Source organism: Phyllobacterium sp. K27 (assembly GCF_054796155.1).
Genome location: NZ_CM139240.1, coordinates 2,091,622 through 2,104,294 on the forward strand (window position 1 = coordinate 2,091,622; position 12,673 = coordinate 2,104,294).

Consider the following 12,673-nt stretch of genomic DNA (forward strand, 5'->3'; position numbering starts at 1 on the left):
GGCCATTCTCATTCATGGGGAAAACGATACTCGTCCGGTCATTAGCCGGTCAAGCCATTGGGGGTATTTATGAGCAGTCCTTCACACATTCATGATGTCGATGCGGGTTTGCCCGTGCCCCGTCTTGCAGCCTTGGGAATTCAGCATGTTCTCGTCATGTATGCGGGGGCGATTGCGGTGCCTTTGATTGTGGGGCGGGCTTTGCAGCTTGCACCTGCGGACGTGGCCTTTTTGATTTCCGCCGATCTTTTTGTTTGCGGCATTGTGACAATTATCCAGTCGCTTGGCGCAACCCAGTGGTTTGGGATAAAGCTGCCGGTGATGATGGGCGTAACATTTGCCGCTGTTGGCCCCATGGTCGCCATGGCCAACGCCAATACCGGGCCGGATGGAGCGCGGTTGATTTTTGGCGCGATTATTGGCGCCGGTTTTGTGGCCATGCTCCTCGCGCCGCTTATGAGCCGCCTGCTGCGTTTCTTTCCGCCCGTGGTGACAGGCACTATTATCCTCGTCATTGGCGTTTCGCTGATGCGGGTCGGTATCAATTGGGTTTTCGGCAATCCTTTTGGCCCTACAGCCCCAAAAATCATTTCTCCGGAACATGCGGCATGGCTGAAAACTGTTACCGACCTTGCTGCTGCGCCGGGTTCGGCTTTGCCAGCATTGCCGGATAGACTGGCATTGGCACCTTCGCTGCAAAATCCCGCCTATGCGCCGCCTTCCAACATTGCGATATCGGCTATTGTGCTAATCTCGATCCTGCTCATTGCTCGCTTCGGTAAAGGATTTATTGCAAATATTGCCGTTCTTCTCGGCATTGTCATCGGAGCGCTGGTTGCTACCAGCTTCGGTATGATGGGTTTCGAAAAAGTTGCTTCTGCTGGATGGTTTGCGGTCATCACGCCGTTTCACTTCGGCATGCCGCTTTTTGATCCGGTCCTCATCATTACCATGAGTCTCGTCATGATCGTCGTCATGATTGAATCCACCGGCATGTTTCTGGCGCTTGGCGATCTGACGGGAAAGAAAATAACGCGGCCAATGCTATCAGCCGGACTTCGCACAGATGGTCTGGGCACCGTGATCGGCGGGGTATTCAATACATTTCCCTATACGAGTTTTTCACAAAATGTCGGGCTGGTAGGCGTAACGGGGGTTAAAAGCCGTTTCGTATGTGTAGCTGCCGGGGTGATACTGGTCGTACTCGGGCTGGTACCAAAAATGGGCGCTCTCGTAGAGTCATTGCCGCAATTTGTTCTTGGCGGAGCCGGACTGGTCATGTTCGGCATGGTTGCAGCTACGGGAATACGCATATTGTCGAAGGTGGATTTCCAGTCGAGCCGCAATAATCTTTTCATCGTCGCCGTGTCGCTGGGGTTGGGAATGATCCCCCTGGTGGCCCCCGACTTCAAAATGTGGATGCCGCACGCTGTTCACCCCTTGATCGAATCCGGGATTCTGCTGGCATCGGTTTCGTCAGTTCTGCTCAATTGGTATTTTAATGGGGCATCAGGCAGTGTTGACGACTTGCGCGAGGCGGCGAAAGGCGCTGAAGCCTAAAGGAAAATTCGCCAGGCCGGGCTGCAAATGGCGTTTTTCTGCGCTCCGATGCTCATATACTCAAAAGTATACTCCGCTTCGTTGCTCGAAACCCACCATTTTCGCCACGCCCTGACAAATTTTCAGCGTTGTGCCAATAAAAAAGGGCTGTCACGAAACAGCCCTTTGAAACAGTAAGCGATGAGTGCGTACGATCAAACAGAAAAGCTTGTACCGCAGCCACATGAGGACGTGGCATTCGGGTTGCGGATCTGAAAAGATTGCCCCATCAGGTCGTCTACAAAATCGATCTCGGAACCGCCGATATAAGGCAGGGAAATCGAATCGATCAAAACCTTTGCTCCTAATTTTTCGATTACAATGTCATCTGCATCCTGTGCATCGACAAGATCGTATTTATAGGAAAAGCCCGAACAGCCACCACCTTCGACAGAGATGCGCAAGGCAGTTTTGTCGGGATCGGATTTCAAAATTGCCGAGATGCGCTTGGCCGCAGCATCGGAGACAGAAACATTTACAACTTCGGTCATTCTTCAGATTCCTTCGCGGAAGCATCCGCCGGCTTCAAAGGTACGACATTATCATGTCACGCCTTGCCATTCATCATACACCATAGCTAAGAATTGGCGACCGCGAAGTCAACGTCATCCGTGGTAATGGATGGCATAGCTGCTGCGTGCTTCGACAAGCTCAGCATGAGGGAATGGGTGATTGCAAGAATCTGTGCTTGCATGAATGGCTCTTGCAATCACTGTTGTCTCCTCATGCTGAGCTTGTCGAAGCACGCACAAGAAAAATGAGGCGTGAAGGCAGGAAGTGAAATAATGTCGATGCAGGGTGTTGGATTTGGTTACAGGGAGAGGGCGCCTTATGCGTGTGACCCGCAGCGTAGCAGGGGGCGGCTCGTACCGGAAAGCGAAAGTCCGACGCGTACTGTGTTTCAGCGTGATCGTGACAGGATTATTCACTCGACGGCTTTTCGCCGCCTGAAACACAAGACTCAAGTCTTCATTGCGCATGAGGGCGATCATTATCGCACGAGGCTGACCCACACGATTGAGGTGGCACAGATCGCCCGGGCCTTGGCGCGCTCCATGCGGCTTGATGAGGATTTGGCTGAGGCAATCGCTTTGGTGCATGATTTTGGCCACACACCCTTTGGCCACACGGGCGAAGATGCGCTGGACGAAAAGATGCGCGACTTTGGCGGTTTTGATCATAATGCGCAGTCGCTACGGATCGTGACCAGCCTCGAAAAGCGTTATGCGGAGTTCGATGGACTGAACCTCACATGGGAGACGTTGGAGGGGTTGGTCAAGCATAACGGCCCGCTAATGGACACTCAGGGACAAGGAATTGATCATCCGGTACCGGCGGCCATCCTTGAATACAATGTTCAGTTTGATCTGGAACTGGCAAAATATGCATCATTGGAGGCGCAATGCGCCGCCATCGCGGACGATATTGCTTACAATGCTCACGATATAGATGACGGACTTCGTTCGGGCCTCCTATCATTGGATGCTTTGGAGGATGTGGCTATAACAGGCGATATTCTGCGTGCTGTAGGGCAGAAATATCCCGGTCTTGATGAAGTCCGCACGACACATGAGATCGTCCGGCGTCAGATAACCATCATGGTTGAGGACGTGATACGTCAGTCGCAGGCCAACCTTGATCATCTCAAGCCTCAAACGATAGATGACATACACAATGCTGGACAAAGCATCGTAGCATTCAGCGAGTCTATGAGATTGCAAGAGAAGGCGCTGAAGTCGTTTCTCTATAAGAATCTGTATTTTCACGACAGTGTTTTGCGGGTGCGCAAATCGGCTGACAAGATTGTGAGAGAGCTTTTTGAAGCCTATATGCATGACGCACAAGCGATGCCGGAAGGCTGGCGCGACGAGCAAATTCAAGCAGATTTGCCCGCCCGCGCTCGTCTTGTTGCCGATTTTCTAAGTGGGATGACGGACACTTATGCTGTGCGCGAGCATCGCAGGCTGTTTGACCATACGCCCGAATTGTCCTAGAGCAGGCTCAACTTTGGCCATGAGGCCTCGGAATTTTCTATAAACCTCGAATGAGAATGACGTCATGAACATCTTCGCTGACTTCGATGCGCGGATTAAGAATGCCCTGCAAGCACTTGATTTAAAAACAACTGATGATGCAGCAGTCGATCTGTCGCGCGTTGGCGTCGAGCCACCCCGCGATGCAAGTCATGGCGATATTGCAACCAATGCGGCAATGGTCTTGTCGAAGGCTGTCGGTCAGAATCCGCGTGAACTTGCCGTTAAAATCGGTGATGCGCTGAAGAATGATCCTGATGTCGGTTCTGTTGAAGTTGCAGGTCCGGGTTTCATCAACTTGAGACTGAAAGATAGTTATTGGCAGCAGCAACTTGCCACGATGCTTGATGCCGGTCTTGATTATGGCCGGTCAAAGCTTGGTTACGGCCACAGGGTGAATGTCGAGTATGTTTCGGCCAATCCGACCGGCCCGATGCATGTTGGCCATTGCCGCGGCGCAGTGGTGGGCGATGCGCTGGCCAATCTTCTATCATTTGCCGGTTATGAGGTCGGCAAGGAATATTACATTAATGATGCGGGCGCGCAGATCGATGTGCTGGCGAGCTCTGTCATGCTCCGGTACCGCGAGGCCTTGGGCGAGCAGATTGGTGAGATTCCGGCTGGCCTGTATCCAGGCGACTATCTTGTTCCTGTCGGCAAGGCGCTCGCTAACGATTATGGCACGAAATTGCTGGAAATGCCGGAAGAGGAAAGCCTCGGCATCGTCAAGGACCGGACCATTGACGCGATGATGGTAATGATTCGTGACGATTTGGCTTCGCTCAATGTTCATCACGATATCTTCTTCTCCGAGAGGACGTTGCACGCCAATAATGCGAAACTTATCCGCTCGGCCATCAATGATCTGACGCTGAAGGGGCATGTCTACAAGGGCAAGCTTCCTCCGCCCAAAGGTCAGGTGCCGGAAGATTGGGAGGATCGTGAGCAAACGCTGTTCCGGTCAACAGATGTGGGCGACGATATCGACCGGCCATTGGTGAAGTCTGACGGTCAGTTCACTTATTTTGCGGCGGATGTCGCCTATTTCAAAGACAAGTATGACCGGCATTTCGATGAGATGATCTATGTGCTGGGCGCAGATCATGGCGGTTACGTCAAACGGCTGGAATCACTTGCACGTGCGGTTTCAGGCGGCACGGCAAAGCTGACTGTATTGATTTGTCAGCTCGTCAAGCTTTACCGCGATGGTGAGCCGGTACGCATGTCAAAACGGTCCGGTGAGTTTGTAACCTTGCGGGATGTGGTTGAGGAAGTCGGCCGTGATCCTGTCCGGTTCATGATGCTGTACCGGAAGAATGACGCGCCGCTTGATTTCGATTTTGCCAAGGTTACGGAACATTCCAAAGACAATCCGGTATTCTATGTTCAGTATGCATCTGCACGCTGTCATTCGGTATTCCGGCAGGCGATAGAACAGCTTGGTATCGGTGAAATCGATCTGGCAGCGAGTGCGAAGTATTTCCATTTGCTGACCGATGAGAGCGAAATCGCGCTCATCCGCAAGCTAGCCGAGTACCCGCGCATGATCGAAACAGCCGCGCTTCATCAGGAGCCGCACCGGGTCGCGTTCTACCTCTATGACCTTGCAAGTTCCCTGCATGGACAGTGGAATAAAGGTACTGAAAATCCGGACTTACGTTTTATTAAGGTTAACGATCCAAACTTGTCCCAAGCCAGGCTAGGGCTGGTTCAGGTTGTTTCGAAGGTTTTGGCGTCCGGTTTGTCAATTATTGGTGCGGACGCCCCGACTGAAATGCGCTGAAAAGCGTAGAAATCCTGTCAACTTTTGCCCACATTGCGCTGGTATGGCCAATGCGTGACGTTTTCGGACGTCCCACAGTTGAGAGTACAGGATTAACGCCATGGCGGACAACTATCTTCAGCGTTCTAACCGGCAGGATGATTCGCGATTCGGTAATGACGACCCCCTGATGGAGCTATCCCGCATTATGGGAACTCCCGAGCAGGATGAGTCGCCTTCCGGGTCCAATGATGATTTTGCTTTGGATCTCGAACGCGAACTGATGGGAGGCTTCGACGATGAGGTCATCTCACAATCCGCTTCGGCTGATACCGATGGCAATCAGCAGCATGAACGCGGGCTCGCGGCCACGCAGCCTGAGCAGCCTTACGATGTTCCTGCGCAACCAGTTGCTGCCTATGAAGAGCCTGACTATGCGGATTATGAGCCGGAAACGGCTTATGCTGACAGTGAGGCAGGCGAGGGTATAGTTTCCAATACCCAATTTCCAACTCCTGCCGCACCAGTTGCGACCGCTCCGGCGATAAGTTTGGAAGATGAGTTGGAAACATTGCTTGCCGGCTCTGCTAGACCCGTTATCCAGAGATCGGCAAATGCGTCCTGGGGATACGGCTCACGTTCCAATGTTGCCGGTCGCACGGAGGCAGCGCCGATTATCAGCCGCGCGACAGCGTATCAGCAGCCAGAAGCGGCGCCGGTGCCCGCTCCGGTCGCTTATGCACAGACGGCTCCAGTCGCTCATGAGCAGCCTGCCGTGGAGACTGCTGCACCTGTTGCTTATGCGGCGCCATCGCCTTCTTATGAGCAGCAGGCACCCTATGTTGAACAGGAAAACACCGACATTGAGATCGAAGACGCTTTCGATGATCAGGAACTAATAGCAGCGCTTGATGATTTTGAAGTGCCGATGGATGCCGATGACGAGCTTGCGCCAGTGCGAGAACAGATCGCGGTTCCAGTCGCGGCTCCCATTGTTGGGGCACCGAAACTTCCGGAAATCAATGCTTTGAGCGATTATGCGGACGAACTTGATCGCGCCGCCAAGCCGGTTCAAGCACCTGATGTCGACACTATCGCCGTTACAGAAAATCGGGTTGATTATACAGAGTCACTCGATCTTCCAACGGTGAATTATGAAGATGACGCGCCCCAGAGCAATGGTCTCAATGAGTTGGAGAGCGAGTTTGCCGAAGTATTCGGCTCCATCGAATCGGACACGCAGCACAATGATTTTGCAGCGACCAAGGAACCGGCGAAGCCGGAGGCTGCAAAGGATGAGTATGCCGACATCTATGCCGATGTCTTTGGTAGTGAAGCCGAACAAGGTCGTTACAATCAGGGCGGTCATACGGCCGCTGGTGTAGCAGCGGCGGGCGTAGCGGGGATTGTGTCGCAGGCACCTGTTGCGGCGGCCCGCTATCAGCATGGTCCTGAGGATGATGCGAATTTCGGTTACGATCCGCGTCAGGATGATGTCGACATTGCTGCTGGAGTCTATGCGCAGAACGAAAACAAGCCGCGCCGTAATCCCCTATTCGTTCCGGGTGTTGCTGCCGCTGTTGTTCTCGTCGCTGTTGCGGGTGCAGTTGCGTACAAATGGACAGGTTCGACAGGCGGAGAACCCGTAGTCATTATGGCCGACAAGGCACCGATAAAGGTTCAACCGGAAAAAACGGCCAATGCCGTCGTTCCAAATCAGGACAAGGCTGTTTTCGACAAGGATGCAACGGCCGCTCCGGTAGCGCCAAAACAGGAGCAGTTGGTAACAACGCGAGAAGATCCTGTTGATCTTGCCGCCGATGAAGATGGGGAAGTGCCACTCGCCGATAAGGTTGATGCGCGTATCGATCCTGCTGACCAGGATTTGGCGGCAAATGAGCCAGCTCCGGAACGCAATAATGCGCTTGCACCGCGCAAGGTTCAGACAATGGTGGTCAAGCCTGACGGCACGATGGTGGCTTCCATTAGCCCTGATGCACCACCGGCAGGTACTGGTGCAGCTGCTTCGCCAGTGGCGCGCCCTGGTGGTACAGCGACCGGACCTGTGTCGGCTGATGATCCTGTTGGTGCTCTCGCAGGAGGAGATCCGGTTGAGCCGGAACCAGCGCTTGCGCCGGTAACGCCCGCTGCAGCGGTACCTGTTGCTGCAAAAGCTCAAGCTGCAGCAGCCAAGCCGGTGGAAACGAAGAAGATTACCCAGGAAACCGTTGCTGCCGCTACGCCGAGAAACGTTCCTGTCGTGGAATCGCGTCCGGCCGAACAGCCTCTCGATATTGTCGATCGCGTACCGGCCAGAAATGCTCCGGCGCAACAGGTGGCTTCGGCTGCGCCTGCTGCTGGAAGTTACTTCATACAGGTTGCTTCGCAACCTAGTGTCGAGGGCGCGCAGAAGACTTATGCAACGCTGTCTCAGAAACATGCTGGCCTGATCGGCGGGCGTGGTGTCGATATCAAACAGGCTGAGATCGCGGGCAAGGGCACGTACTATCGTGTACGCATCCCAGTCGGCTCCAAGAGTGACGCCGTTAACCTGTGCTCCAGATACAAGTCGGCAGGCGGAAGCTGCTTTGTGACGCAATAAACAAACCAGGATAAATAAGCGAAAAGGCGGCCACTGGTCGCCTTTTCTTTTTGCGCGTTGAAGCAGTAGACTCAGCCCATGAGCGAATCAAAAGCATGGATTGCCGGGACAACCGGCCTTAAACTAACCCCGGATGAGATCGCGTTTTTCCGCGATGAGCGCCCTTGGGGTTTTATTCTTTTTGCACGCAATGTGAGTGAGGCTGCACAGATCGAAGACTTGTGCGCGCATTTGCGTGATCTGGTCGGGCGCGATGATGCGCCTGTGCTGATCGATCAGGAGGGGGGGCGTGTGCAGCGTTTGCGCCCGCCATTGGCTCCTGATTATCCGTCGGGTTCGGCTCTGGGTGCGCTTTACCGGAAGAATGAGGAAAAGGGCCTGCGCGCCGCTTGGCTTTTGTCACGTCTGCATGCTTTCGATTTGTTAAAACTTGGCATCGATGTGGATTGCCTGCCCGTGCTGGACGTGCCGGTGGAAGGCGCGAACGATGTGATCGGCACGCGCGCCTATGGCAAGCATCCGGACATTGTAACAGCCATGGGCAGTGCGGCAGCGGAAGGATTGCTTGCGGGCGGCATGTTGCCGGTGATGAAACACATTCCCGGTCACGGCAGGGCTTTTGCGGATACGCATCATGAGCTGCCGACGGTCACGACGGGGCTGGACGAATTGGCCGAGCATGACTTTGCGCCATTCAGGGCGCTGTCGCACCTGCCAATGGCGATGAGCGCTCATGTGATCTTTTCGGCCGTCGATCCCAAATATCCGGCCACGACGTCCGGTAAGGTGGTCGAGGAGATCATCCGCGACTATATAGGCTTTGATGGGCTTTTGATGAGCGATGATGTCTCCATGAACGCACTTTCTGGGGATTACTTCGATCGAACAAAAGCAATCTTTGCGGCAGGATTGGATATGGTGCTTCATTGTCACGGGATTATGGAGCAGATGACGGCGGTTGCGTCGTGCACTCCGGAACTTGAGGGCAAGGCACTGGAGCGCGCGATAAAGGCTATAGAATATAAACGGACACCCGACGCTTCCAGTGAAGAAGAGCTCAGGGATGAATTCCGCAGCATGTTCGAGGCGGTTGCATAAAGCGCGAAATAGGGAAGCGAGACAGGTTTGGCAGTTAGCGAAAAAAACATGAATGGCAACAAAGCGGCTCCAATGGAGGCGCTTTGGGAGAGCCAGGTTGATCGCGCCGCCAGCGAACCTTCCCTTGTCATTGATATTCAGGGGTTTGAAGGGCCGCTCGACCTTCTGCTGCATCTCGCCCGCAATCAGCGCGTCGACCTGGCCCGGATATCTGTTGTCGCGCTTGTCGAGCAGTATCTCGTGTTCATCAGGCAGGCACAGGCACTGCGTCTTGAATTGGCTGCTGATTATCTGGTCATGGCCGCCTGGCTGACATATCTGAAATCCAAGCTGCTCATTCCCAAAGCTCCAGGCGATGAAGGTGAAAGCGGTGAAGAACTCGCTGCAACCCTGCAATTCAGGCTCAAGCGACTGGAGGCAATGCGCGACGCGGCTATGAAGCTGGTTAACCGCAATCGTCTGGGCCGCGATGTCTTTGCTCGAGGCATGCCGGAAGCAGTTATTGTTGATCAGACGAACGCCTATTCAGCGACGCTGTATGAATTGCTGACCGCTTATGCCTCACAGCGCCAGAAGCGTGCGACATCGCATGTGCAGATTGCGCGCCGTTCAGTCTGGTCGCTCAAGGATGCCCGCGAAATATTGATGCGTCTCGTTGGTGAGATGAAAGACTGGACGACATTGGATCAATATTTGCTGGAATTTATCGCGACGCCAGCGGAACGTGCATCGGCCATAGCAAGTTCTTTTGCCGCAAGTCTTGAAATGGTTCGCGAAGGACATCTGGAAATCCGCCAGACCGGCGCTTTCAAACCGATCTACCTTCGCAACAGGCCGGAAGAGCCGATGAAGGAAGTGGCAAATGGCTGATCCTGCAAATGACGACATTAAAATTGATAGCGAAGAGGCTGACGATAGCTGGAATACCGCTGTAAAAACATCAGATGCATTGCGGATGGTTGAAGCGATTCTGTTTGCATCGGCGCAGCCTGTAACCGAAAAGGCGCTCAAGGAGCGGCTGCCATCAGGTGTCGATGTCGCAATGTTGCTGGGAGAGCTGCAGGAAATATACGCCAATCGCGGTATAAATTTGCGGCAGGTTGGTGGGGCGTGGGCATTCCGTACCGCCGCCGATCTTGCATTTTTGATGAACCGCGAGGCTGTACAGCTCAAGAAATTGTCGCGTGCGGCTCTCGAAGTGCTGGCTATCATTGCCTATCATCAGCCGGTAACGCGGGCCGAACTTGAAGATATTCGCGGCGTCGAAACCTCCAAGGGCACGCTTGATGTACTGATGGAAACGGGTTGGATCAAATTCCGTGGTCGACGCCGTACGCCCGGACGACCTATAACCTATGGAACGACGGCCTCATTCCTTGATCATTTCGGCTTGCAGGAAGTGCGTGATCTGCCGGGTATCGATGAATTGCGTGGAGCAGGGCTGCTTTCTGCACGCATGCCAACCAATTTCGCTGTTCCTGTACCGTTCAATGATCCGGATGAACTGACAGCGGATGAGGATCCTTTGACAGATATCGATCTGGAGGAGCTGGGCCTTTTGACGCCCAGGGTTGAGCAAGAGTAACATTATTTCTCGCCACATTTGCGGCGGATAGTCCCTTAAGGCAAAATTCGTACCTCGCAAATCAATTCGGGCTTGCGCTGGGTTTACGCGAATGTGAAAGAACAAAAGCGACTTGTGTTTGAAAAGCACAGGGAAAAAGCTTAGATCAGCTCAAACCACTGGGCGAATGTGAGGGTAAAATGGGTAGTTTTTCAATCTGGCACTGGCTTATTGTGCTTGCGGTCGTATTGCTTCTCTTCGGACGGGGCAAAATTCCTGAGCTAATGGGTGATGTTGCCAAGGGCATCAAGAACTTCAAAAGCGGCATGAGCGACGAAGACACTGCGGATGCCGACAATTCCAAGACCATTGACAACACGACAAGTGAGCCAGTGAATTCAGTCAAGGAAAAGACCAAGAAGTCTTGAGCGGTGCGGGCGCAAGCCTTACCTGCGCGTGGCTGAATGGCCACGTTGTGGCTGGAGCATGATGAATGTTTGATATCGGTTGGTCGGAAATACTGGTCATCGCAGTCGTTCTTATTGTGGTTGTAGGTCCGAAAGATTTGCCCAGAATGCTACGCGCATTCGGCAAGGCAACAACCAAGTTTCGGGCAACTGCGGGTGAGTTTCGCAAGCAGTTTGATGAAGCTCTCAAAGAAGCTGAGCTGGATGATGTCCGCGGTATCATAAACGATGCCAAGAGCCTTGATCCGCGTAATGACATTCGCAAAGTTTTCGATCCTGTCAGAACGATTGGTGAAGAAATACGTTCGACGTTGAAAGACGCGACTGACACGGCGAAGGATAATTTGGCTATTCCTGATCCATCAGCGCCCGGTGCCACCCAGGTGCAGCCTGCGGTGATGGAGCCGTTGCCGTCTCTTGATGAACCGAAGAAAAAGCCGAAAGCTGCTGCCAAGCCAAAGTCAGCCTCCAAACCAGCTATGGCTGCAAAGGCTGCCACTATCAAGCCAGCCGCAGCAAAACCGGTTGCCACAAAGCAGACTGCTGCCAAAGCAGCCGCAGCGCCTGTCAGGAAAACGGCTAAACCGCGCATAAAGAGCGGTGATACGGGGACGAAATCTTGAGCAATATTGACGAAGAAATCGACAAGAGTTCAGCCCCGCTGATGGAGCATCTGATTGAGCTGCGCCGTCGCCTTATCTGGGCACTGCTGGCATTCTTTGTCGCGTTTCTGGGCTGCTTTCATTTTGGCAAGCAATTGTTCAATCTGCTGGTTATTCCCTATCAATGGGCAGTGGGCTGGGCAGGATTTGATCCTGCAAAGGCGCAATTGATTTACACAGCGCCGCAGGAATTTTTCTTCACGCAGGTGAAGATCGCCATGTTTGGTGGTCTCGTCATCGCGTTCCCCGTCATCGCTTCCCAGATCTACAAATTCGTTGCGCCCGGCCTCTACAAGAATGAGCGCATGGCATTTTTGCCGTTTCTTATCGCATCGCCGCTTCTGTTTCTTACGGGCGGTGCTCTGGTCTATTTCTTCTTTACGCCTATGGTTATGTGGTTTTTCCTTGCCATGCAGCAGACTGGCGGTGCCGGTGAAGTGCAAATTTCATTGCTGCCCAAGGTTTCCGAATATCTTAGTCTTATCATGACGCTGATATTTGCTTTCGGCCTCGTTTTTCAGTTGCCGGTCGTCACGACGCTTCTGGCGCGGGTGGGCTTGATCGGATATGAAGGCCTGAGGTCCAAGCGTAAATATGCCATCGTGATCGCATTTATCGTTGCCGCGGTTATCACGCCACCCGATCCTGTCAGCCAGATCGGTCTTGCGCTTCCGACCATCCTTCTCTACGAGGTTTCCATCTGGATGGCGCGTCTGGTCGAGAAAAAGCGTGCAGCGGCTGAGACAGAAGCACAGTCGAGTGAAACCTCGTCCTGATCTGTTTGAAGAAAGGGCTTGCATCACTATTCAGCGTGGTTCGACAAGCTCACCATGAGGAATATTTGTGGGTTGCAAGGATATCGTTGAATGTTGCAATAGTTGGCATC

10 protein-coding genes and 1 pseudogene are annotated in these 12,673 nt (G+C 53.4%); 10 read left to right on the top strand and 1 reads right to left on the bottom strand.

What is annotated here, in order from left to right; all coding sequences use genetic code 11:
- The first annotated feature begins 69 nt into the window (after positions 1-69).
- Entirely contained in the window at positions 70-1,560 is a 1,491-nt protein-coding gene (locus ACYJL1_RS10235) for a nucleobase:cation symporter-2 family protein (RefSeq protein WP_460895316.1), read from the top strand.
- A gap of 194 nt (positions 1,561-1,754) precedes the next feature.
- Here the strand turns inward: ACYJL1_RS10235 and erpA are convergent, their stop codons facing one another.
- The gene (gene erpA, locus ACYJL1_RS10240) at positions 1,755-2,090 is read right to left on the bottom strand and encodes an iron-sulfur cluster insertion protein ErpA (RefSeq protein ID WP_115052915.1); all 336 of its coding nucleotides are present in this window, start codon (positions 2,088-2,090) and stop codon (positions 1,755-1,757) included.
- 294 nt (positions 2,091-2,384) lie between these two features.
- Between erpA and ACYJL1_RS10245 the strand changes: the two genes are divergently transcribed.
- The 9 genes and pseudogenes from ACYJL1_RS10245 to tatC all read left to right on the top strand — a co-directional run bounded on the left by ACYJL1_RS10245 (position 2,385) and on the right by tatC (position 12,563).
- Complete coding sequence (locus ACYJL1_RS10245) at positions 2,385-3,593, top strand: deoxyguanosinetriphosphate triphosphohydrolase (protein ID WP_460895317.1); 1,209 nt, start codon at positions 2,385-2,387, stop codon at positions 3,591-3,593.
- Positions 3,594-3,657: 64 nt separating this feature from the next.
- Positions 3,658-5,415 carry an arginine--tRNA ligase gene (gene argS, locus ACYJL1_RS10250; RefSeq protein ID WP_460895318.1) on the top strand — a complete coding sequence of 586 codons (1,758 nt, stop codon included), beginning with the start codon at positions 3,658-3,660 and terminating at the stop codon, positions 5,413-5,415.
- A 100-nt stretch (positions 5,416-5,515) separates the two neighbouring features.
- A complete protein-coding gene (locus ACYJL1_RS10255) occupies positions 5,516-7,996 on the top strand; it encodes an SPOR domain-containing protein (protein WP_460895319.1) in 2,481 nt (826 codons plus the stop codon).
- Between the two features lie 78 nt (positions 7,997-8,074).
- Complete coding sequence (nagZ, locus tag ACYJL1_RS10260; RefSeq protein WP_460895320.1) at positions 8,075-9,094, top strand: beta-N-acetylhexosaminidase; 1,020 nt, start codon at positions 8,075-8,077, stop codon at positions 9,092-9,094.
- Between the two features lie 27 nt (positions 9,095-9,121).
- On the top strand, positions 9,122-9,964 hold the full coding sequence (locus ACYJL1_RS10265) for a segregation and condensation protein A (RefSeq protein WP_460895321.1): 843 nt from the start codon (positions 9,122-9,124) through the stop codon (positions 9,962-9,964).
- Positions 9,965-10,046: 82 nt separating this feature from the next.
- Positions 10,047-10,679: pseudogene (gene scpB / locus ACYJL1_RS10270) on the top strand (SMC-Scp complex subunit ScpB); the annotation flags it as partial.
- A gap of 179 nt (positions 10,680-10,858) precedes the next feature.
- Complete coding sequence (locus ACYJL1_RS10275; RefSeq protein ID WP_460895322.1) at positions 10,859-11,086, top strand: twin-arginine translocase TatA/TatE family subunit; 228 nt, start codon at positions 10,859-10,861, stop codon at positions 11,084-11,086.
- A 65-nt stretch (positions 11,087-11,151) separates the two neighbouring features.
- Positions 11,152-11,748: a Sec-independent protein translocase protein TatB gene (gene tatB / locus ACYJL1_RS10280; protein WP_460895323.1), complete on the top strand. Its 597-nt coding sequence runs from the start codon at positions 11,152-11,154 to the stop codon at positions 11,746-11,748.
- Positions 11,749-11,789: 41 nt separating this feature from the next.
- Positions 11,790-12,563 carry a twin-arginine translocase subunit TatC gene (gene tatC / locus ACYJL1_RS10285; RefSeq protein WP_460898003.1) on the top strand — a complete coding sequence of 258 codons (774 nt, stop codon included), beginning with the start codon at positions 11,790-11,792 and terminating at the stop codon, positions 12,561-12,563.
- The last annotated feature ends 110 nt before the right edge of the window (positions 12,564-12,673 follow it).

Coding starts and splice junctions, on each gene's coding strand:
- ACYJL1_RS10245 (WP_460895317.1), top strand. CDS start 2,385: ATGTCGATGCAGGGTGTTGGATTTGGTTACAGGGAGAGGGCGCCTTAT.
- ACYJL1_RS10255 (WP_460895319.1), top strand. CDS start 5,516: ATGGCGGACAACTATCTTCAGCGTTCTAACCGGCAGGATGATTCGCGA.
- tatB (WP_460895323.1), top strand. CDS start 11,152: ATGTTTGATATCGGTTGGTCGGAAATACTGGTCATCGCAGTCGTTCTT.
- ACYJL1_RS10275 (WP_460895322.1), top strand. CDS start 10,859: ATGGGTAGTTTTTCAATCTGGCACTGGCTTATTGTGCTTGCGGTCGTA.
- nagZ (WP_460895320.1), top strand. CDS start 8,075: ATGAGCGAATCAAAAGCATGGATTGCCGGGACAACCGGCCTTAAACTA.
- erpA (WP_115052915.1), bottom strand. CDS start 2,090: ATGACCGAAGTTGTAAATGTTTCTGTCTCCGATGCTGCGGCCAAGCGC.
- argS (WP_460895318.1), top strand. CDS start 3,658: ATGAACATCTTCGCTGACTTCGATGCGCGGATTAAGAATGCCCTGCAA.
- tatC (WP_460898003.1), top strand. CDS start 11,790: ATGGAGCATCTGATTGAGCTGCGCCGTCGCCTTATCTGGGCACTGCTG.
- ACYJL1_RS10235 (WP_460895316.1), top strand. CDS start 70: ATGAGCAGTCCTTCACACATTCATGATGTCGATGCGGGTTTGCCCGTG.